The sequence below is a fragment of the Pantoea sp. ABR1s genome (genome assembly GCF_057812235.1).
Map to the genome: position 1 here is coordinate 122,920 of NZ_JBSZSY010000003.1, position 19,227 is coordinate 142,146.

Sequence of the window (19,227 nt, forward strand, 5' to 3'; positions counted from 1 at the left end):
CACCTCTGATAACAGCATTGCTGCTCAAAGTTTACTCAGCCAATATTGCATTCCACTTAACTTACTACAGTTCATAATTGGAGCTGAACACATGCACACCATTCTGCCTGAAATAACGCTCGTTCTGGAACAGCGGAGCGGCCATTTTGACGCCTAAACGCTTTGCTTCTGCCGATCGCGCGATAACGCATCCGTCGTTGTTCGACACAACAACAATCGGTTTGCCGCGCAGGTCGGGCCTGAATATGGTTTCACATGAGGCGTAAAAGTTGTTGGCATCGGCCAGCGCAAACATTTCTAACCTCCTGCAGGTCCGTTAAATCCCACTCCGGCTACATCGGTGAGGGCATAGGCGACCACACCCCACACGGGCAGCACCTGGCTTACATCAAGCAGCGTAACAGTTTCGTCCACGTCCAGCGCCTGCAGGGCGGGAACCGGATTGAGCAGCAGCCGCCTCAGTGTCAGTTCTCCCTCGAGCTCGGCAACGATTAACTGACCGTGTGCCGGTGTCAGCGCGCGATCGATGGCCAGCACGGACCCTTTAATAATACCTGCATCTGGACAGTCGCTTTCGCTGCGCATCAGATAGGTAGAGTAAGGGGAAAGATGCACCAGATCGCCCAGACTCAGGCGCGTTTCGGTGTAGTTCTGGGCCGGACTCTGAAAGGCCATGAATTGCTCCATTCTTTACAGCTTTTCAGCCTTTTAAGGTGAACCTGATAACGACCAGATCTCCGTCGCGCAGGCGCATTTAATACTCCTGATATCAGTATACGTCGCTATACATGACAGGCGGCCGCTGGTGATTACGCCTGATGCTGTTCGTGAATGGCTCAGTGACGAAACGTCTCCAGCGCGTGCAGAAGAAATTGCCCGCGATGCAGCCGTTCCGGAAAAAGCATTTACCTGGCATCCTGTCAGCAAAAAAGTAGGCAATATTCATAACCAGGGCAGTGAGCTTATCGAGCCCTTACCGGCCGATAAGGATTGACTCGCTTACAGTTCACAAAACTTTATATAGGGCATTTCTCAGACTGCTATTATTGCCGGAATGGGCAAGCCATAAGAGTAATAAGGGTGCGTATTTCTTTCCCTGAACGTGCAATTGTAACGCTCGCCGCAGGCCCGGCTGAGGCGTACCGCAGCGCAGCGAGGAACGAACAGCCGTGGCGAGGAAGCGTCATTTCACCGATGCCGGCATGGACTGCTTACACATCATGCATACATATATAACGCATTATTGTTAGCTCAGCCCGGCTCTGAAAGTCAGGCTGATCTTCATAAAATTCCCTATCCCTTCAGATATATAGATTCACTTTAATAAGTGGCCGTCTCGCTCCCTATTGCCAGATGAATCCGCCTCAATAATACTGTACATATAAACAGTAAAATAAGAGGAGGGATTTTATGCGCAATTTCAACAGAGTTTCTACAGTGATAAGACAGCATGACCGGAGCATCTGGTCATGAATCCGGGTAACTATACAGCAGGCCTGACATTGCTCTGGCCACCCCTATTTACGCCACGCGTCCGGGTGCCGCTGTATGCTGATCCGTGCGCCGCCGGTTTCCCCTCTCCCGCTCAGGATTACGTCGAGAAAGAACTTGATCTGAATGAGCTCTGCATCCGCCGGCGCGCCTCGACCTTCTTCGTACGCGCCAGTGGAAACAGTATGCGGGACCTCGGTCTCTGCGATGGTGACGTAATGGTTGTTGATCGGGCGGAGAATGCGGTACACGGCGACATCGTGATCGCTGAGGTTAACGGCGAATTTACGGTCAAGCGTCTGCAGCTACAGCCCACGCTTGCCCTGCTCCCGATGAATCCGGCCTATCCGGTAATCTATCCGGAGGAACTGCAGCTGCTCGGTGTTGTTACCTGGTTCTTTAACAGTACCCGAGCCCGGCGGAGGTGACCATGTCCATGTTTGGGCTCGCCGACGTCAACTCGTTTTACGCCAGCTGCGAGGCGCTGTTTCGCCCCGATCTCCGCGGTAAACCCGTTGTTGTGCTGTCTAACAATGACGGCTGCGTCATCGCACACAGCGCGGGCGCAAAAAAACTGGGCATCAAAATGGGTGCACCGTGGTTCCAGATTAAAAATCAGGATTTTAGCGAGCGCGTATATGTATTCAGTTCGAACTACGCGCTCTACCACAGCATGTCTCAGCGCGTCATGACCGCGCTGGAAGAGATAACACCCCGCGTTGAGCAGTATTCCATTGATGAGATGTTCCTAAACCTGACTGGTATTGATTTCTGCGAAGACTTTGAACATTTTGGCCGGCGCCTGCGAGTGCACGTGCTGGCTACGACGGGCCTTACTGTCGGTGTTGGAATGGGGCCGACAAAAACTCTGGCCAAATCAGCTCAGTGGGCCAGCAAAGAGTGGCCACAGTTCCGCGGTGTATTGGCGCTGACGCCGGGTAATCCTAAGCGCACCACAACCCTGCTGGCGAACCAGCCCGTGGAGGAAATCTGGGGCGTTGGCCGGCGCATCGGTAAACGACTTAATCTGATGGGGATTGAAAACGCCCTGCAGCTGTCGCGCGCCCACCCTGCCCTTATCCGTAAAAACTTCAGCGTCGTGCTGGAGCGTACTGTCCGGGAACTTAATGGAGAATCCTGTATTCCCCTTGAAGAGTTTGTGCCTGTGAAACAGCAGATTGTCTGCAGCCGGTCCTTTGGCGAGAGAATTACGTCGAAGGTGCTGATGCAGGAGGCGCTGTGTCAGTACGCAACCCGGGCTGCGGAGAAGCTCAGAAAGGAGCGGCAGTTCTGCCGGCGCATCAGCGTCTTTATCCGCACCTCGCCACATGCGCAGGGTGAGATATTTTATGGCAATAGCGCCGGCGAGAATCTCACGATTCCTACCCAGGACACACGTGACGTGATTGCAGTGGCCATGCGTTCTCTCGACCGCATCTGGCTTGAAGGGAGACGTTACATGAAGGCCGGGATAATGCTCGATGACTTCACGCCGAATGGTGTCAGTCAGTTGAGCCTGTTTGATGAAGATAAGCCACGTGCAAACAGTGCGCAGCTGATGAAGGTTCTTGACGGGATCAATCAGTCCGGGCTGGGCTGTGTGTGGTTTGCCGGTCAGGGCGTGAATACGGAATGGAAAATGAAGCGGGACATGCTCTCTCCTGCGTGGACCACGCGCTGGAGTGACATCCCAGTGGCGCGCGTGATGTAACCCGTACCGCAGGGCACAGCAGAAAATAGCCTATCTGTTGCCCTGCCTTCTCATGAAAACTGCTGCCAGAACTCATCCACAATGATCAGAGGTTTGCCCGGACGCTTTCCGCGGAAGTATCGTCCACGCGGAGCCCTGTCCTTACGCGAAAGCTGATGAAGCCAGTCATCAAAGGCCGGATGGCGCCTGCGGACGGGGCCCTTAAGCATATCGCCTGACTGGGTAAACGTTGTAATCTTCATCCCCGGGCTGCGCATCTGCATCAGCATTTCCTGAATTGCCATCAATACCTCTGAGTTAATCATTCATAGATCGGGGTTTTTCTTCTTCCAGCCACCGTTGGCCAGGAATGCAGCGCGCGAAACACAGGCACCCCACAACAGTTGCATACCGATTTTGATCAGCTCACTGGCGTCATGCAGAAAGAATAGTGGCACAATAAACAGTGTGCTCAGCAGGAATCCCCATTCAGCAGCGTTTTTTCTTTCAGGCGCGCTGAGTTTACTGAGTCCAAAAAAGCCGGAAATTAGTTTAAGGATTCTCTTCATTGCGCTCCTGACGGGCATATCAAAAACCAACCGAAATGATATTAAATTAATTATTAATTAATATTAAAATAGTATTAAAATAACATTATTATGATTTACCCCCCTACCTGCGCACCTTTGTCGAGTAGCTGACGCACGGCCATCCTTATAAGTGCAGCGCGAGACAATCCTTCATGCAGAGCCAGATCGTCCAGCTGGGCAATGATGGCGGTATCAAATGTCACTGTAATCTGTTCACGCTGCCCTTTCTTGACCCCTCGCTTTTCAGCCTTTTTTCCATCCGGGGCATCATTGATGAACTTTTCTATATCAGCCTGTTCCGGCGGAGTTGCCACAATAGACTTAGGCCTAGCAGTAATAGCCATTACACATCACCTCGATATTGATTTAATATTAAAATAACATTTTATCAATCTTTAAAAACTATTGATATAAGCTTATCAAGCTCATCCTTAGCTGGCCGCTCGTGAGGTTTCAGTTTTAGCTCAACAACAGATCGACCGCTGCCGGCTGCATTAGCGAATGCTTTACGCAGATGGAGGAGATGGTCTAGCACGGGGATCTCATCCGCATACTCTGACATAGCAGTCACCATTTCCTGGTTGTCTTTGCTGCGGGGATTAACGTCAGCCCTGTTAAGAATAGAAAACGCAGGGAAAGGTTCTCGTATGCTCCGGGCTTCCTGCAGCATTTTTACAACGTCTTCCATTGCCCAGGCTTCAAAGCTGCCAGGAACAAACGGTACAAGTGCATAATCTGTTAGCGTGAGCGCTGCCCTCATGGCCGTAGAATCGCGTCCGCCACATTCAATAATTACGTCATCGTAGTTGTCTTTCTGCTGCAAAACCTGCGTTCTCAGTACTGGTCCATCAGGGAAATGAGAGCAGGCTATACCGGGCTGCACATCTGCCTCAGAACGTATAAGAATTGCTGTCTGAGACGACCCTTGTTTATCACCATCAACGAGCCAAACCTTCCTTCCCTGATGCGCTCGGGCGATCGCAATATTAACTGCAAGAGTGGATTTACCCACGCCACCTTTGGTATTAACAATAGTTAAAATCATATCAAAAAAGCTCCATTTTAATATTAAAACGATATCATTTTGGGTTAATCATCTTGTGCCGATTGTAGTGTAAAAAAAACCATATAACAATCGCAATAACATCATTATGATTGGTTTTTAATATTAAAATAATATGAATTTGGATATACTTTAAGCAACTGTCAGCAGAATGCTGTAACAGGTGAAAGCAGTTGCGCCTATGCGTAAGGGCAGGGGTATAGAAAAAATGGAGACTGCCGATAACCTTCCGGACAGCGAACATTACATTCCTGAAAGGGACGTAGCAGGCCAGCGGACTCAACGAACGACAGGGACAGCATGATGAACGGACGCATAACGTTGAGCACACTGTATGCAAAGATGTGGGGTTGCTTTAACGTATGTACCCATAAAGGATGAATGATCTGCGGATAGTTGTCATTTAACTCAGAATGATAAGGAAATACTCATGAAGAATACCCAGTACAACTATGACAGCGTATACGGCTTTATTCGCTACTTTTATATCTCTGCATTACCCCAGTTTGCTGCGTGCGAGCCGCATGAAATCATGAATGCACATCTCAAAGCGTCAGGTTCGACGCTGATGATGGCCAAACCGGGTATGTCACAGATGGCAGTCAATGGCCACCGAACCGACATTGAGCGGTTTTTGCTCGATAAAGATCAGCGTGACCTGCTCTATGTAGACATTACTGAAATGGCGGACTGGCTGCTTAAACAAGGTTATCTTGATTTCAACTCAAGCGGTAAAGGAAGTTATCGCGCTAAGGATTTGCTTCTGAGAACGCCGAGCCTTAACTTTGAGCTGAAACGATAAGCTAATTTCTGTACCGCTCTTGCAGCACACTCCATTTTCAAAATGAAGTGTGCTGCAGGTCAGAAGCGGATCAGCCATCACCCACCTCCGTACGGTGTCACCAACGCCCGGGCATCTTCTGGTGACATAGAGAATCGAACACCGAGCTGGCGCGTTACGTCCAACGCCATGACCTGCGTGTACCATTCAGTCGACTTCTCATCCCTGTGGCCCATCATCGCCTGAATGACTTTCTTAGGCACGCCGTGCTGCACCAGATGCATCGCAAATGAATCACGGAAAGTTTTGGTTGTGATCGGGCGGATGCTAAAGGTGACACCTTCACGACCGGCCGCGCTGACGGCCTGCCTAATCCAGGTTCGTACGGTGTCCGGACTGCCTATATCCCAGATGCGCTCACCTTTTTTCAGCCTGACGGTAGCGAAATACTCACGCAGTCGGCGAACGTAACCGGGATCGGTGAGCGGCACGGCCCGGGGCGGAGTAGCCTCTGCCTCGCGCAGCGCTGCCTGTTCCTCTTTCGTCGGCCTGCCACGCCCGCGCTGCTTCTGCCGGTCCCCGTCGCGTCGCTGCTTCAGAGTGTGCAACACAACGAAAGGCGCATCGAGTGCGCGCCCGTCCGGTCCATCCAGAGCAAAGTCCTCAGTGGTAAGAGGCAGCACTTCGTTGAGGCGCCCGCCTGTATTCCAGAACGTCTCGATCAGCAGCCTTTTGCGCTGGTCACGTTCGGCATCGAGCAGCAGCGCCACCTCCGGAGCCAGCAGGTAGCGGGGCATTGCGGTGCCGTAATGCGTAGCAAGGTTTCGCAGGGCTAATGCGGATGCGTAATCAAAATAACGTGCTGCACTACCGCCGGTCACACTGTGTTCAGAGACAACGCTGGTTGGATTCTGCGAAAGTTCGCGGGGTAACCCTCTCAATTTTTCATTCTCCGCTGTCCGTGGTCATGGAACGTATTTTCGCGCATCTGTCCAGAAAAACCGACTGCAATAAATCGGTGATCGGGTAAGGCGGGATCGGTCTTTTTTCCGCTATACGGAATATAACCTGGTAGGCCTGCGCACGCACGCAACCCATTAGCTGTGATCAGCACGTTCTCAGCACAGCTATCTCTCTGACGAGGTTACCTTTTTCCGCCCTCAGTGCCATGAATGGCCTGGGCAGGGCGGTACCAGGCACTCTTGGCTGGATGCCTGGTAGTAACATGCAATAACAGACACGACTATAAACAACAGTTGACTGCCCACGGATTTGAGTGGAAGGATCAGGGCTTACAACACATATAGACGTTCGTCTGAAGACAGGGAAAGAACATGTTTAATTTTATTGTTGCGGGTGAAACTTATGCATTTTTTCAAAATAGGACAGGAACTGAAGAGTTCAGCATATCGCGCCTTTTTGAGTCCACTGATGAAGACATAAGAAATGCGCTTCTCCCCATAAATGATAACTCGTTAGCAGTGTTGCAGAAAATGGAAGTTCTCTTTATTACAGAACCTGAACCGGATGAGACAGATACTTTCGAAATCTCAATAATTCGTATCGGTACAATTAATAATCTCAGATTAGCACACAACGGTAGAGAGTCCTGTCTCAGATTTGATTTCATTATTAATAATGATTTAGGCAGGCGCAGGTTAGAGAGCGAAAACAATTATAATCTGAAGTTAGGTTTAGGTAGTTTTGGCCTTAAACGCACTCACTGGTCAGTAAAAAAAACCTCAATAAATGATGTTTTGAGTTTGCTGGGGGTCGAAGACTATTTGAAACCGGTTGAGCTAATTTCAGCTAAATGGGTAGGGCCCAGGCCAATTACCTTTACTGTTGAAATGGTTCCAGACGACGAAGTTATAGAGGATGTGAACATTTATCTCGAAAAGATATTATCACATCCTTTTTCACATGATGAAGAGATATTTTATCGTGGACATTCTGATTATCGTTATAAGCTGACACCTTCTCTTTTCAGAATGGATAAGCAAAGCAATTATCTGTATAAAAAATATGAAAGCGAAATGATTAATGAACTTCTCACCGTTCAGCCTGCGGAGTTCATGAATGACAGATATATGCTTGATAAACTCGTTCGCATGCAGCATTATGGCTTACCGACCCGACTGCTGGATGTCACATCCAATCCATTGATTGCACTTTATTTTGCCTGTTCAACAATAAAAAAAGAAAAAGATGAAAAAACCGGCTTAGAAATTGAAATCGATGGAAACGTCATCATTATGACAACGAAGAAAAGTCAGATCAAATTCTTCGATTCTGATACAGTCAGCTGTATTGCTAATCTTTCCCGCCTACCTGAAATTGTTAAAAAAGAGCTGAATTACAGGCAGCCTAAAGAAACCTTCAATGAAACTGCAGCATGTTCTCATCTCCTTCATCTTATTAAAGATGAAAAATCATATTTTAAAGATGTTATAAAGCCAGATGATTTACAACGATTGATAGTTGTTAAAGGCAGAATGTCTAATCCAAGAATTAATTCTCAGTCAGGCGCATTTCTGATATTTGGTGAAGATGCTGTGCTTCCTGAAACGGGACTCAGTGAAATTAAAATAAAAAAATTCAGAGTAACAAGTGGCAAAAAGAATAAAATCATGGAGCAACTATCACGCTTTGGTATTAATGAGAGCACAGTTTATCCTGGCATAGAAAAAGCAGCAGGAGAAATAGCCAAAAAATACAATAAATTGAGCAAGATAAATAATCACTTATAATTCATCAAGTGAAGTATCCATGATGATAGCTAAATATTTATTTTATTTATTCAGAATGGATATAAGGTTTCAAAAAAAAACCTCAAAAGAGGTTTTTTTATATTAGAGCTCACAGGGTTGAGCGAAGTGGACACCAGTCCCACCCAGTAGCAGGAAGATCAACCCGACACGACATACTTTTTTGAGTTTGGCTTTCACTTTAGCGACATATTTTTGCATTGTTACGGCCTCCTTTATGAGCAGTAGTGGATTTGGATTTCGTTTTCTTCTTACTAAGGGGAATTGAACCCCCAGAACGGCTAACCTTTATATTGCTGCTAACGTTAACTTTTACGCTTACGTTAACTGAAACACTCATGTCAGTTGACCCGTCCCGCTCACTCCTCTGAACTCTGGTAGGATTTCTATCAGAATTATGATAACGGGTCAAGATTTTTTGACGAGCTGGATATGATTACGAGAGCGATACCAGGCACTCTTCGCTCAACGCCTGGTAATAAGCAGGATTAGTAAAATAAGGCAGAGCAAACGTTATGAAGTACAACTGTCAGGTTGCTTAATGATAGAATAACTGCACCAGTCAATAATGAGAGCATGAATGAACGCACTGACCGTTTCGCTTGTTGCCATCATGATCCCCGGTGTCATCATGGCCCTTATTTATGACACTTATACGCAGCATAAACCGTGGGATTCATTTCGCTATATCCTGATGTCGGTCGTTTTCGGTATTACGACGTATCTTGTTATGCAGGCGGGGTTATCTGTTTATCAGCTTGCAACCGGAATTCTGGATACTAAATCCATACAGTGGCATTTACTTTCTGTCTGGACAGTCGCAAACGGTGAGGACAAAATCACGCTGAATCCGCTGGAAATATTGTGCGGCGGCCTTCTGGCTGTTCCTTTCGGACTTACTGCTGTCTATATTTCAACGAAAAGATCACTGCATGAATACCTTTTACGAAAAGGGATCTCGAATAAATACGGTGATGACAATGCATTTATTCGTTCGGCGGAACTGATGCATCAGCGATGCGGAGAGTGTTATGTACTGCTGCACGAAGACAATCTGCTGGTTCATGGCAGGATATATCTTTACAATGAAAGTGAGAAAACGCAGGAGTTGGGTCTGCTGAATGTGACTGTGTTAAATGCAGAAAGCGGGAAAGTTCTCTGGATGACAAATTTTTTATATCTGTCTAAAGAGTACGGCAAAATGATCATATTTGAAAACTTCATAGAGGCAGCTTCAGATGACGAAGAATCACAATCCGAAAACAACGCAGCAGCTGGTGAATAATGGTCGCCAGACAGCAGGGATGGAGGGCTTTCAGGTAGCTGAACGCGGACAACAGATGATGACGGAAGGTGTTCAAAAAGGCCAGAGCATGCCAACTGGCGGTTTGCACCCTAAAGAATACGGACATCAGGTTGCGCCTTCAGTCGCTCCTCGGCAGACCTTCGCGCCGGCAAACGGACCGAAAATCCCGCCGATGAAAAAATGATTGCCTTCAAAGCCGCGTATTGCGGCTTTTTTAAATCATTAGCACTTTAATGTGAGTACTTCTGTCATTTCCATTTGAGCTAATCAATATTCAAGCATCTGTTTTTTTAATTAGAAAGAAAATGAAAATGGCATATAAATGAGTGCAGGGAGAAATTACATAAGAATGGAAGTGCAGGAGTATCTGCTTGACATGTGGTGGCTGGCTATCTGTAATTCACATGAAAAAGCAAAGAAAGATATATCACTCGACTATGATGAAGCTATTGCAGTTTATACATATACCAATGTTTATCCACCTTTTTATGAAAAAATTAATGACGCGCTTCGGTCCGGTGAAAACCATTATCTTGTAGAATTAATTGACTCGGCACTCAGCAAGCTGCCAATTGATAAGAGCTCGGTGGTTCACAGATGGTGTACTATAAGCGCCTCGGATATAAACCTATTACTATCCGGAGAGCCGATTATCAATGCCGGTTATACAAGCACAAATCTGCATACCAAACGATATGACGGAAGCAGTTTTGACTGTGATTCTATACGTATTTTTTCCCATACAGGGAGAAACATTTCTCTCTATTCTGATGACAACAGTTTAGGGCTTGAAGAAATACTTATCCCCCGCAATAGCAGATTCAGCTTGCTTTTACAGGATGCTGTTGCAGGCTTCAGCTATGATGTAATGCAACTACCTGCCGACTGAAACAGCGCTATGTAAATGAGGCCCAACCCAGCTTACACTTTAAAAAAAAATTTCCTGACTCTTTTCTCTCAATGTCTGGTACCGCAGGGAAAAGCAAAATCAGGCGGGTACAGGAGGAAGAGCGTCGTCGAGGTGCTTGAGGATCTTATCGATAGCCGTTGAGGTATCTGTCACAAATTCCTGAGTTACGACGAAGGGTTGTCCCAGCGTTCCAAGTCCCTTCGTGTTTTTCTTAAAATATTCATCCACAATGCTCATGTTATGGATACCAATATGCCTGACCTGAAAGGCAATACTTACTAGATCAATATCTTGATGAATAGAGGTAAAATCTATCCCCGTTTTTTGCAGTTCCTCTATAACAAGACCAAACTTCTGGTAGAAGTTATTATTTTTTTTGGAAGGTGTGAGTATTTATCAAAAAGCGTTTTAAAAAATATTATAGTTCTGAACAGTGAGATATTATGCATATCTGATATAAACGATTGTAGTCAGCGTCCCACATCATACGATATTCATACATGTTAGTTATATGAGCAGGCCAGCCTAAGACTTGCCTGGCGCTTTCATTGAAAGAAAAACCCTTATCGATATCCTCAGCTCTTAAGGCCAGCATAAATATTAAATTATTTAACTCCCTGATCTTCCTAGCAACGTCCCTGACAAAAAGATTATTAAAATCACGTGATTGCATTTTCCTTCCTTAAAAAATTAAATATTAATTTGGAGAAATAACATTTTTATGACTTTTTCCAGATAATTCAGTCATAGATATCAGTATTTTTTTTGAGAAGCAGGAGTGCCTCATCCATAGGTTTTTTAAGAAATGTCGCTTTCTGCATAAACTGAATGAACGAATCTGCCTCAAAACGGTTAAAGCCATTGTCCAGCCCATCAATAAGTCCTGCCAGCTGGGACTGGGTCAGCTGAGCTAGGAAGGCACGCATCCTGATTTCAGGAACAGGGCGCGTCCGGTGGCAGTCAGAACATAGCGCGCGAAATGCACTGAGCGGATACTCCCACGGCTCATAGCCCTGACTTATCGTGGTGTAATAACAGTGATGTGCGTCCAGATAGTCTTTTGCACCACAGTCCTGGCACTCGTGCCCTGCCACATCCTTGACAAGAGAGGCTTTCCGTTTCCATCTCGGATCACAGAGTTTTGATGCATAGGTACCATTGAGCCTGCGATAGTCATAATTATCGGTTGGATAAAACCCTATGTTCCAGGAATAACCCAGTTCATACCAGAAACCAAACGACTCAATCAGATCCTCAAATTCAGTGGTGTTACAGCCCGTGTTCAGCAGGCTCCATAACCCGCTACCGTCAATCACCATGACCATCAGCGCATCGTCATGCACATCTTCTTTTCGTTCGTGCCATTCCATTTGGGTATAAAAACGGGCGTCACCAAACATTCCCTCTTTTATAGCCCACTCAGTGAGGGCATGTTTCATCCTTTCAAGATTTATTATCACTACGCGACCTCTTCATATATTCAACTTGAAGAAGGAAATATATATCCTTCAGTTGAGAGAAATGGAACACTCCCAGCGTGACAGTATAAATTGAACTTCCCAATATTATTATCACTGGTATAAGTACTATCGAGAGAAAGCACACATTTTTTCTGTGAAAACTCTGTCGTTTCACGGCAAATGTCAGCTATTATATTTGTTATATTATAAACACACTTAAAAAGGTCGAACCCAGGAAAATACTTTTTTCCCTCGTGAATTAGATATCGCCCCTGAGCCAGAAAAGAGTCCTGCTCTGATATATATTCAAACCCATCAATGAACTCACATATCGACTCAACATCTTTTAAGCCATCACGTCTTTTTTTTGTGTTCATTACGGCTTTAGCTATCACAGAGACCGGGATAATAATCATTTCTGTATGACTGAGTGAGAATTCATTCCTGGCATTAAACACCCTGAATTCATCAACATCCCCGACATGATGGAAATAATTTCTGATAATTCTCAGAAGCTTGAATTCCGGATATTGAGCAATGCTTAAATCAAATTCAATACGAATGCGATCTTGAAATGAATGCAGGTTATTAAGGAAGCTGAAGAGCGTGTTTATGTCACGTTCCCCCATGTTCCTGAAGTCAGTTAGTTCTTTACTGCTCTGAAAAAAACGGTCTATGAAGGTGTGTTGTTCCATCACCAATCACTCCTAACGAAAAAGTGTAACTTGAGAGCTATAAAGTATGCCTGCATCTGGTGTCAATGTCAGGCCTATTTACCAGTCACCTTTTGCCTCATGACTGGTCACTGTTTAAACAAAGAAATGCGTGCCAGAGCAGAACTATCCGGTAAAATGAAAAGACATCATCCGGTCAGATAAAAGCCTAAAAACTATGGACGAAGAAAAGTACATCTGTGACGTTTGCATCGAAGACTCTTACGTCAGCCAGCACATCCGTTCGCATGGACAAATCGGGGAACCGTGTAGTTATTGCGGGCGGGCTGAAAGCACGGTTGAGCTAAGTGACATTGCGGACCGTATGCATGCAGTATTTAATGGTTATTACACATCATATTTTGAAAACGAAAACTATGCGTTTGGAGCAACAACTGAGGAAGTCATCTCAGAGGAACTGGGCGTGGATGAAGCGGCGTGCCAGGATATATTTGATCTTCTCTGTGAGAAACATAATGAATGGGACAATGAAACGTACAGTGAATTCTACGTTTATGTTAAAGATGCGTTTGAAGTGACGGAGTTTGATTACACATGGAAAAAACTCAAGACATCGCTAGAGACCGAAAGTCGCTATTTCAACAGCAGTCTGCGCACCTTTCTTGACCGGATATTTTCAGGCGTAGAACAGGCATACATTTCATCCGGTGCGACGGTCAGAACCATTGATGAAAATGATGTTATGTACAGGGCGAGAGCCTTTGATGATTACGATAAAATCAAAGCAGAGCTAGAACATCCTGAGCGCAATTTCGGTCCGCCACCTTCGGCCAAGGCTCGAGCCGGAAGGATGAACGCTCCGGGTGTGCCGGTATTCTACGGCGCAGCCAGTCGTGAAACGGCAATTGCCGAGGTCAGGCCCGCTGTAGGTAGCGTGGTTGTAGTAGCACCCTTCAGACCAACACGCCCGATGCGTATTCTTGACCTGTCGGCGCTTGAGAACATTGTAATAAAGGAGGGCAGCCTGTTCGATCCGGAAACTCGTGGCCAGATAGAAGTCACCTCGTTCCTCAGAACATTATCTCGAAAGCTGACGGTCCCCGTAACAGCGGCCCGGACGGACAGCGAATATCTAATAACGCAGGCCGTATCCGAATACCTCAGCATTTCTGATTCACTAAAGCTGGACGGCATAATGTTTCATTCAACGCAGAGTGCACACCCCGAAAATAAGGATGATGCTAAATATAATATCGTTCTGTTCAGAAATTCGTCTCGCGTGAGAAATGGAGGTGCGAATGGCGTAAAATACAGGGTTGAAATGTACGAAAATGCCGAAGATGACATTTGGTATCCCAGCCCGTCGATTACCTCTTTGGACCAAGCGAAACTTAATTCTTCTCCATCAACTAACCTTCATAAAAAATTTAAGAAAGCAGATCTTGTGATGGATACTGCAGGCCTTATGGTACATTTTGTAACCGGTGTACAGTATGACACTTTTCCTGCTGGCATTGCGCTGAAGTTCAGTGCTGACCTGACCGGGGGCGCTCAGACTGACCGGACGTCAGTAGGGACTGAAGGAACTTGAATTAAGGCGGAAAAGGGCACCCCGCCTTTTTACGTTTCTGAAAGTCATCTGGCATGACGACTGCATTGGCGTACCGGTAGCCTTCCCGCCAGATGGTGCAAAGGCCGCGGAATAATATTGCGTGAGGCATACAGCACCACGGCCTGTTGCATCTCCTCCAGGATTAACTTTCGGACAGGATCATAGGGAGATCATTTTTATAAACGTTGATATTCTGGTCCGGACTCACGGAACGGAGAAGCTTTACATGTCTGAATATACCCTGCAGGACTGCAACATTACGGTGCCTGACGTATTTCGCGATCGCACCATGAACCTCTTTACCCTCAGCCATACGAATGCCAATGAATTCACCTTCGTGATTTCACGTGCAACAGCTGCGGCAGAAGACACGCTTCAGTCCGTATCCCAGAAGCTGTCATCTGAACTGCAGGCTACTCTGCAGGATCTCTCACTCAATCATGCCCGGCTTACCGAAATAAATGGCAGGCAGGCGCTGGAACTGTTTTACAGTTTCAAATCCGGCGAAAGAATCATCTTTCAGAAGCAAAGGGTTGTACTGACATCTGAAAACAGTACAGGTAAAAAGCTGCTCTGCTTCATTGGCACCTGCCCGGATGCGTTTGACGATTACCATAGCCGTATTTATGACAGCATCACGGACAGCATTACGTTTCCGGACGATGCACAAGGTTCGCCCGCACGGCGCAGCCAGATCCCTGCCGACAGTCAGGAAATCTTTTTCAGCTTTGACCGTGACAGCCGCGAACTGACCGTGTTCCCTTCAATTTCTGACCTGTACTCATCCATTGATCTTATCCGCGCAAGGAACGGCAGCTATCTGTTTTTTGACGCTGCCGGCGAACCGCTGATGCTATCTCCGATACCTGACGGTGAGCATGCAGGCCGCTTTGCGCTGTGGGAGATGACCGGTGCCAGAATACCGGGACTGATATCAAGCCTGCTTCTGGCCAGAAGTGTCCGGGGTATTGACGGTCTGGATACAACTGAAGCCGTTGAGGCCTACCTCAGTCAGCGGATAAATGAAAAATGAGTGGTGCAGCAGAAGCCTTTTCCGCTGCACGGGTGGGGGATGGCATAGAACACTCTGCCTCTAAAGGCTGGCTGGTGCTCGGTCTGATAGGCGGGGCAATTGCCGGCGCGGCGTTCACGCTGGCCACAGGGGGTGTCGGAGCGGTAGCCCTGGCGGCGACGGTCGCCGGTGCTGCAGGTGGTGGCGGGCTGGGAGAAGTTCTTGGCAGCATGTCATGGGCACCCCACCACGAAACCGGCCATCTGGTCACCGGTTCATCAAATGTGTTTATTAATGGAAGGCCGGCGGTGATGTCGCATATGTCCGTGGGTGACTGTGACGAACACGGTCCGGCCCTGCAACGCGTGGCAGAAGGGTCTTCACGCGTCTACATCAACGGACTGCCTGCTGCCCGAACGGGAGATCGCCTGACATGCAGCGGTGTGATCAGCGACGGCTCACCCAACGTCTTTATTGGTGGCAGTAAAGAGCAGACTGACGCAATCAGTCCGGAAATTCCGGACTGGGTTGACAGAGTACTACTGGGCGTAGGCCTTGCTGCCACAGCTGTCCTGGCTGGGCCGGCGATAGCCCTGCTAGGTTTTGCGGGAGGACTGGGTGGAGGCTATGGTGGTGCTTATATAGGCGGGAAATTATGGGGAGAGGGCTCTGACGGTCAGAAGTGGCTTGCGCTGGGCGGTGCGTTTGCAGGCGGCCTTGCCGGCGCAAAAGGAGGCGCAGCCTTCAATACGTGGCGAAACACGCCTAAGAGCCTCATCAACCTGAAAGAAATAGAACCTCAGCTGGCGACCGATCCGGACAGTGCCTTTTTCTGGTCAGGACGGACTGAAGGTGTCGGTGGCCCTGATGTCGCAGAGGGCATAGCCAAGTCCCGGGGCGGAGTCACGCTCGAATCCACAATCAAGGATAAAAACATTCAAATGCCTGAATGGGATTTCGATAACCCCCAGAGCATCAAGGCCTGGGAGGACGTCTCCGCGTCCTATGCTAAACAGGTATCAGGAGAAGTCAGGGCCGTAGTGGGACAGTCGCTGCGTGAAGGTAATATATGGGAAAACGTTGAGTTACCGCGCCTGATGGGCAATGATAACGTCACGAAAATCACTACAATCGATCCGGTATCGCAGACGGAAAAAGTCATTTTTGTAAGGGATAACTGATATGAAAATTACAGGCACCAGTTCATATGTGATGCTCGATATAGACGGAAAGAAAATCAGGGCAGAAGGTGAAATGGTCGTGGCTGGTTTCGTGGCTGAAACAAGTACTATGAAACAATTTGAACCCCCCTACGAAAGTGAACCCGTAACTGATGCCGTTCGTCAGCACTATATCGATGAAGCAGTCAAAAAAACTCAGGGGTCTCATATGGTCCTGAAGTTTGTTTAAATATTCACAGTGAAGGTGACCTGCTAATCACCTTCACGTCTCACTCCCGTCAGTACTTTCAGACAGCCGGGAATGGTGGCATTTCCATTTTGCCTGCTGCCTCCCAGTACCACCAACGACCCTGACCGTATTCCGCATCATAATGGGCAGATTTTTCCTGTTTACGTTGCAGGTATTCGGGTGTGTTTATTCCGAACACTTCCATCGGCAGCGCATCCACGCCAGGAACGTCCTTGAGCACAAAATCCGGAAACACATCTTCCTCACCGTCGTAGCTCAGAGGCTTGATAAAAGAGCGTTTTTCCTGCCACAGTTTTTCTTCCACAGCTCCCTCATAACCGGAATCAAGCGGAATAAAGCGTGGGCTGACAGTCATCAGCGCCATGTCGACGACGGTGCTGCAGCTGGATGGCCGGTTGCGTCCGTCAAAGTACCTGAACGTCGTTTCGGGAGGCTCCGTTTCCGCAATGACCACTACTTTCATTCCACGGCGCCAGTCGCCCAGCTCGCGACTAAAACTCCTCTCCAGGCGCAGGCGCACGTCCTCCGGCAGAGCCAGGTCAGGAAAACCAGAAAACATCCCCAGTGGCAACATAGTTTTCAGTCGTGCTTCACCGGCCTCACTCCAGCCAGCCAGCACAGAAATGACAATGAGGCGTCTTTTGTTCTTTTCGGCGGCTCTCAGGTGTTCCCGGTTAGCGATAACCTGCCGAGTGCCCTTCGTGGCCATAAGCAGCAGGGATTCTTCCAGCGGCACGCGACCAATACGGATCCGGGTTGCCGTCTGCTGCAGGCGCCAGCTCACCCAGCCAGGTGTGCGTTTTTTTTTATCGAAAGCGGGGTGCCAGACATTGATACCAGACTGCTCCCACAGCAGGTGCAGAAGCCCCAGCAGGCTCATTGATGGCCGCCGTTTGCGTTTCACAGGTTCGTCGTCTGAGACGTTCTCTGCCGGTTTTACATCAGAAGGTGCCTTTTTCTGGAGGCCCGTGGGCAGTCTGATCACAATGGAGCCATCCGTCGCAGCACGGACCGCATCCCCCTGATAAATCTCTGCCTGACGTTCATCAGACCACACAGAATAAAACCGGCAGTCAGGTTTATGCTCATTACCCGTGAAGGCGTATGAAGATAGCCAGCAGCGTTCGGTATCCCGGGAGTAATGAACCTTCAGTCGTCTCCTGACAGGATCGTTTTCTGCCGGCAGACACCTGCAGGTCACCACTGTAGTTTTTTTATTATCCCTGGAGTGTTTCAGCCAGCGCTGCCAGGTGGAAGTTTCATTTTGCTGGAAAGCTTCAGACGCCTCCTGCTGGCCCCGCTGACCCGTGAAGTGAACCGGATAAACTTTTTTCTTTGTCATATACAGTCCGCTCAGCAAATTATATTTCGCCTGTCGATCATGAATTGTTGCACTGTACGGGCGATGACTCTGCCCAAAGGCGGTTAAATTCATTCTGATACTGCTGACTCAGGAATGAATTACCTCGGATAACCAGGGCATTCTCAGCATTACGTTTTTCAGCCGATGAGGTGTAATTAAACGATCCCGTTTGTACGCCGTTATTTCCAGTCACAATAAATTTGTTATGCATAATGCTGTACTGCTCATCTGTTCTGACCTGAATACCTGAACAGGCCAGCTTGTTAACCAGTGACCAGCGATCGTGACTTTTTTCATCAACCACAACTCTTACGAGTACACCCTGCTGTGATAGGTTTTCAAGCGCTTCTGCTACGGGCACATTGGTAAATTCGTACAGAGACACGTCGGCAGACCGGCACCTGGCCGTATAAAATATTATGATGAGTACCAGAGCGGTGCAGTCCTGTCAAAGCCCGCCTGCAGGTCAGAGCCGGCATAAGGGAAAAATGACAAAAACAGACTGGTTAATGCGTTTCAGGCGCTGTCGCTCGATGGATACGCTCGAGACGGTATACGAACACCTAAAATATAAAACTGATTCGAAAGAAGAATTCGCAATTACGTCAGTATATGATCACCGCAAGGCTGAGTTAACGGTCGGAAAGTTGTTTGATCGCGTGCCAGCGGATGTATGGAAATTGGTCGAATAAGATATTGTGTGAAGCAGCAAAAGGTTTACTGATAACTTGCGGTGCCCATACAAATTCTTTGTATGGGCACCGCAAGTTGAACAAGCCGAAGGCGCGTTAGCAAAGAAGATCGTTTATCCACATTTGCACAGGCTCGATCCCATAAATTACCAATATAGATCCTTATAGCTCCTAAAAGATCCCACTGTCTCTGAGGCCCTGCCATATAAGGTCTGAAGCACTTTTATCATGTGTGGTGGCGGGATAAACATGTGTCCTGACGGGATATTCGTGTGTGCTGGTGGGCTGGTAATGTGTGCTGTTGGGATGTAGTGTGTGTGCTGTTGGGATAGAAGCTATTTTTATTAACAGAAAGATCCTGTGACGCAGAATTGAGATAACTAT

23 protein-coding genes and 1 pseudogene are annotated in these 19,227 nt (G+C 47.6%); 13 read left to right on the top strand and 11 right to left on the bottom strand.

Annotated elements, in window-relative coordinates:
• Positions 1 to 67: 67 nt before the first annotated feature.
• Both ACXKZD_RS21015 and ACXKZD_RS21020 read right to left on the bottom strand, forming a co-directional pair.
• A pseudogene (locus ACXKZD_RS21015) lies at positions 68 to 295 on the bottom strand (Y-family DNA polymerase); the annotation flags it as partial.
• A gap of 2 nt (positions 296 to 297) precedes the next feature.
• Positions 298 to 675: a S24 family peptidase gene (locus ACXKZD_RS21020; RefSeq protein WP_488982213.1), complete on the bottom strand. Its 378-nt coding sequence runs from the start codon at positions 673 to 675 to the stop codon at positions 298 to 300.
• Positions 676 to 784: 109 nt separating this feature from the next.
• On the opposite strand from ACXKZD_RS21020, the gene ACXKZD_RS21025 reads away from it, so the two are divergent.
• From ACXKZD_RS21025 to umuC, 3 genes are all read left to right on the top strand, one after another.
• Positions 785 to 994, top strand: a complete 210-nt coding sequence (locus tag ACXKZD_RS21025) for an SOS response-associated peptidase family protein (RefSeq protein ID WP_488982250.1) — start codon at positions 785 to 787, stop codon at positions 992 to 994.
• A 475-nt stretch (positions 995 to 1,469) separates the two neighbouring features.
• Positions 1,470 to 1,919: a translesion error-prone DNA polymerase V autoproteolytic subunit gene (gene umuD / locus ACXKZD_RS21030; RefSeq protein WP_488982214.1), complete on the top strand. Its 450-nt coding sequence runs from the start codon at positions 1,470 to 1,472 to the stop codon at positions 1,917 to 1,919.
• Between the two features lie 8 nt (positions 1,920 to 1,927).
• Positions 1,928 to 3,202, top strand: coding sequence for a translesion error-prone DNA polymerase V subunit UmuC (gene umuC, locus ACXKZD_RS21035; protein ID WP_488982251.1), 1,275 nt, complete (start codon positions 1,928 to 1,930; stop codon positions 3,200 to 3,202).
• Positions 3,203 to 3,507: 305 nt separating this feature from the next.
• Here the strand turns inward: umuC and ACXKZD_RS21040 are convergent, their stop codons facing one another.
• The 3 genes from ACXKZD_RS21040 to ACXKZD_RS21050 form a co-directional block, all read right to left on the bottom strand.
• Positions 3,508 to 3,750: a hypothetical protein gene (locus ACXKZD_RS21040; protein WP_488982215.1), complete on the bottom strand. Its 243-nt coding sequence runs from the start codon at positions 3,748 to 3,750 to the stop codon at positions 3,508 to 3,510.
• Positions 3,751 to 3,845: 95 nt separating this feature from the next.
• Entirely contained in the window at positions 3,846 to 4,115 is a 270-nt protein-coding gene (locus ACXKZD_RS21045) for a ribbon-helix-helix domain-containing protein (protein WP_442837106.1), read from the bottom strand.
• Positions 4,116 to 4,159: 44 nt separating this feature from the next.
• A complete protein-coding gene (locus tag ACXKZD_RS21050) occupies positions 4,160 to 4,816 on the bottom strand; it encodes an AAA family ATPase (protein WP_488982216.1) in 657 nt (218 codons plus the stop codon).
• 448 nt (positions 4,817 to 5,264) lie between these two features.
• On the opposite strand from ACXKZD_RS21050, the gene ACXKZD_RS21055 reads away from it, so the two are divergent.
• The gene (locus tag ACXKZD_RS21055) at positions 5,265 to 5,636 is read left to right on the top strand and encodes a hypothetical protein (RefSeq protein ID WP_488982217.1); all 372 of its coding nucleotides are present in this window, start codon (positions 5,265 to 5,267) and stop codon (positions 5,634 to 5,636) included.
• Between the two features lie 77 nt (positions 5,637 to 5,713).
• Here ACXKZD_RS21055 and ACXKZD_RS21060 read toward each other — a convergent pair whose 3' ends face one another.
• The gene (locus ACXKZD_RS21060) at positions 5,714 to 6,556 is read right to left on the bottom strand and encodes a tyrosine-type recombinase/integrase (RefSeq protein ID WP_488982218.1); all 843 of its coding nucleotides are present in this window, start codon (positions 6,554 to 6,556) and stop codon (positions 5,714 to 5,716) included.
• Positions 6,557 to 6,949: 393 nt separating this feature from the next.
• Between ACXKZD_RS21060 and ACXKZD_RS21065 the strand changes: the two genes are divergently transcribed.
• From ACXKZD_RS21065 to ACXKZD_RS21080, 4 genes are all read left to right on the top strand, one after another.
• Complete coding sequence (locus tag ACXKZD_RS21065; protein WP_488982219.1) at positions 6,950 to 8,365, top strand: FRG domain-containing protein; 1,416 nt, start codon at positions 6,950 to 6,952, stop codon at positions 8,363 to 8,365.
• A 598-nt stretch (positions 8,366 to 8,963) separates the two neighbouring features.
• Complete coding sequence (locus ACXKZD_RS21070; protein WP_488982220.1) at positions 8,964 to 9,668, top strand: hypothetical protein; 705 nt, start codon at positions 8,964 to 8,966, stop codon at positions 9,666 to 9,668.
• A complete protein-coding gene (locus ACXKZD_RS21075; RefSeq protein ID WP_442837100.1) occupies positions 9,622 to 9,873 on the top strand; it encodes a hypothetical protein in 252 nt (83 codons plus the stop codon). The genes ACXKZD_RS21070 and ACXKZD_RS21075 overlap by 47 nt, the downstream gene beginning before the upstream one ends.
• Before the next feature lie 192 nt (positions 9,874 to 10,065).
• Positions 10,066 to 10,578: an ADP-ribosyltransferase gene (locus ACXKZD_RS21080; protein WP_488982221.1), complete on the top strand. Its 513-nt coding sequence runs from the start codon at positions 10,066 to 10,068 to the stop codon at positions 10,576 to 10,578.
• Between the two features lie 439 nt (positions 10,579 to 11,017).
• Here ACXKZD_RS21080 and ACXKZD_RS21085 read toward each other — a convergent pair whose 3' ends face one another.
• The 3 genes from ACXKZD_RS21085 to ACXKZD_RS21095 all read right to left on the bottom strand — a co-directional run bounded on the left by ACXKZD_RS21085 (position 11,018) and on the right by ACXKZD_RS21095 (position 12,754).
• Positions 11,018 to 11,272, bottom strand: coding sequence for a hypothetical protein (locus ACXKZD_RS21085; protein ID WP_488982222.1), 255 nt, complete (start codon positions 11,270 to 11,272; stop codon positions 11,018 to 11,020).
• A gap of 67 nt (positions 11,273 to 11,339) precedes the next feature.
• On the bottom strand, positions 11,340 to 12,038 hold the full coding sequence (locus tag ACXKZD_RS21090) for a hypothetical protein (protein WP_488982223.1): 699 nt from the start codon (positions 12,036 to 12,038) through the stop codon (positions 11,340 to 11,342).
• Positions 12,039 to 12,079: 41 nt separating this feature from the next.
• Positions 12,080 to 12,754 (bottom strand): hypothetical protein, encoded by a 675-nt coding sequence (locus tag ACXKZD_RS21095; protein WP_488982224.1) that lies wholly within the window; start codon positions 12,752 to 12,754, stop codon positions 12,080 to 12,082.
• A gap of 196 nt (positions 12,755 to 12,950) precedes the next feature.
• Here ACXKZD_RS21095 and ACXKZD_RS21100 point away from each other — a divergent pair, with 196 nt between their 5' ends.
• From ACXKZD_RS21100 to ACXKZD_RS21115, 4 genes are all read left to right on the top strand, one after another.
• Positions 12,951 to 14,324, top strand: coding sequence for an RES family NAD+ phosphorylase (locus tag ACXKZD_RS21100; protein WP_488982225.1), 1,374 nt, complete (start codon positions 12,951 to 12,953; stop codon positions 14,322 to 14,324).
• A gap of 247 nt (positions 14,325 to 14,571) precedes the next feature.
• Positions 14,572 to 15,378, top strand: a complete 807-nt coding sequence (locus tag ACXKZD_RS21105) for a DcrB-related protein (RefSeq protein WP_488982226.1) — start codon at positions 14,572 to 14,574, stop codon at positions 15,376 to 15,378.
• Positions 15,375 to 16,538, top strand: a complete 1,164-nt coding sequence (locus tag ACXKZD_RS21110; RefSeq protein WP_488982227.1) for a PAAR domain-containing protein — start codon at positions 15,375 to 15,377, stop codon at positions 16,536 to 16,538. The genes ACXKZD_RS21105 and ACXKZD_RS21110 overlap by 4 nt, the downstream gene beginning before the upstream one ends.
• 1 nt (position 16,539) lies before the next feature.
• The gene (locus ACXKZD_RS21115; RefSeq protein WP_488982228.1) at positions 16,540 to 16,767 is read left to right on the top strand and encodes an Imm74 family immunity protein; all 228 of its coding nucleotides are present in this window, start codon (positions 16,540 to 16,542) and stop codon (positions 16,765 to 16,767) included.
• 58 nt (positions 16,768 to 16,825) lie between these two features.
• Here ACXKZD_RS21115 and ACXKZD_RS21120 read toward each other — a convergent pair whose 3' ends face one another.
• Both ACXKZD_RS21120 and ACXKZD_RS21125 read right to left on the bottom strand, forming a co-directional pair.
• A complete protein-coding gene (locus tag ACXKZD_RS21120; RefSeq protein WP_488982229.1) occupies positions 16,826 to 18,130 on the bottom strand; it encodes a DUF1173 family protein in 1,305 nt (434 codons plus the stop codon).
• A gap of 37 nt (positions 18,131 to 18,167) precedes the next feature.
• Positions 18,168 to 18,536 carry a phospholipase D-like domain-containing protein gene (locus ACXKZD_RS21125; protein ID WP_425027988.1) on the bottom strand — a complete coding sequence of 123 codons (369 nt, stop codon included), beginning with the start codon at positions 18,534 to 18,536 and terminating at the stop codon, positions 18,168 to 18,170.
• A gap of 103 nt (positions 18,537 to 18,639) precedes the next feature.
• Between ACXKZD_RS21125 and ACXKZD_RS21130 the strand changes: the two genes are divergently transcribed.
• A complete protein-coding gene (locus tag ACXKZD_RS21130; RefSeq protein ID WP_488982230.1) occupies positions 18,640 to 18,843 on the top strand; it encodes an Hha/YmoA family nucleoid-associated regulatory protein in 204 nt (67 codons plus the stop codon).
• Positions 18,844 to 19,227 lie beyond the last annotated feature (384 nt).

Coding starts and splice junctions, on each gene's coding strand:
- ACXKZD_RS21020 (WP_488982213.1), bottom strand. CDS start 675: ATGGCCTTTCAGAGTCCGGCCCAGAACTACACCGAAACGCGCCTGAGT.
- umuD (WP_488982214.1), top strand. CDS start 1,470: ATGAATCCGGGTAACTATACAGCAGGCCTGACATTGCTCTGGCCACCC.
- umuC (WP_488982251.1), top strand. CDS start 1,928: ATGTTTGGGCTCGCCGACGTCAACTCGTTTTACGCCAGCTGCGAGGCG.
- ACXKZD_RS21040 (WP_488982215.1), bottom strand. CDS start 3,750: ATGAAGAGAATCCTTAAACTAATTTCCGGCTTTTTTGGACTCAGTAAA.
- ACXKZD_RS21045 (WP_442837106.1), bottom strand. CDS start 4,115: ATGGCTATTACTGCTAGGCCTAAGTCTATTGTGGCAACTCCGCCGGAA.
- ACXKZD_RS21050 (WP_488982216.1), bottom strand. CDS start 4,816: ATGATTTTAACTATTGTTAATACCAAAGGTGGCGTGGGTAAATCCACT.
- ACXKZD_RS21055 (WP_488982217.1), top strand. CDS start 5,265: ATGAAGAATACCCAGTACAACTATGACAGCGTATACGGCTTTATTCGC.
- ACXKZD_RS21065 (WP_488982219.1), top strand. CDS start 6,950: ATGTTTAATTTTATTGTTGCGGGTGAAACTTATGCATTTTTTCAAAAT.
- ACXKZD_RS21070 (WP_488982220.1), top strand. CDS start 8,964: ATGAACGCACTGACCGTTTCGCTTGTTGCCATCATGATCCCCGGTGTC.
- ACXKZD_RS21075 (WP_442837100.1), top strand. CDS start 9,622: ATGACGAAGAATCACAATCCGAAAACAACGCAGCAGCTGGTGAATAAT.
- ACXKZD_RS21080 (WP_488982221.1), top strand. CDS start 10,066: ATGTGGTGGCTGGCTATCTGTAATTCACATGAAAAAGCAAAGAAAGAT.
- ACXKZD_RS21085 (WP_488982222.1), bottom strand. CDS start 11,272: ATGCAATCACGTGATTTTAATAATCTTTTTGTCAGGGACGTTGCTAGG.
- ACXKZD_RS21090 (WP_488982223.1), bottom strand. CDS start 12,038: ATGAAACATGCCCTCACTGAGTGGGCTATAAAAGAGGGAATGTTTGGT.
- ACXKZD_RS21095 (WP_488982224.1), bottom strand. CDS start 12,754: ATGGAACAACACACCTTCATAGACCGTTTTTTTCAGAGCAGTAAAGAA.
- ACXKZD_RS21100 (WP_488982225.1), top strand. CDS start 12,951: ATGGACGAAGAAAAGTACATCTGTGACGTTTGCATCGAAGACTCTTAC.
- ACXKZD_RS21105 (WP_488982226.1), top strand. CDS start 14,572: ATGTCTGAATATACCCTGCAGGACTGCAACATTACGGTGCCTGACGTA.
- ACXKZD_RS21110 (WP_488982227.1), top strand. CDS start 15,375: ATGAGTGGTGCAGCAGAAGCCTTTTCCGCTGCACGGGTGGGGGATGGC.
- ACXKZD_RS21115 (WP_488982228.1), top strand. CDS start 16,540: ATGAAAATTACAGGCACCAGTTCATATGTGATGCTCGATATAGACGGA.
- ACXKZD_RS21120 (WP_488982229.1), bottom strand. CDS start 18,130: ATGACAAAGAAAAAAGTTTATCCGGTTCACTTCACGGGTCAGCGGGGC.
- ACXKZD_RS21130 (WP_488982230.1), top strand. CDS start 18,640: ATGACAAAAACAGACTGGTTAATGCGTTTCAGGCGCTGTCGCTCGATG.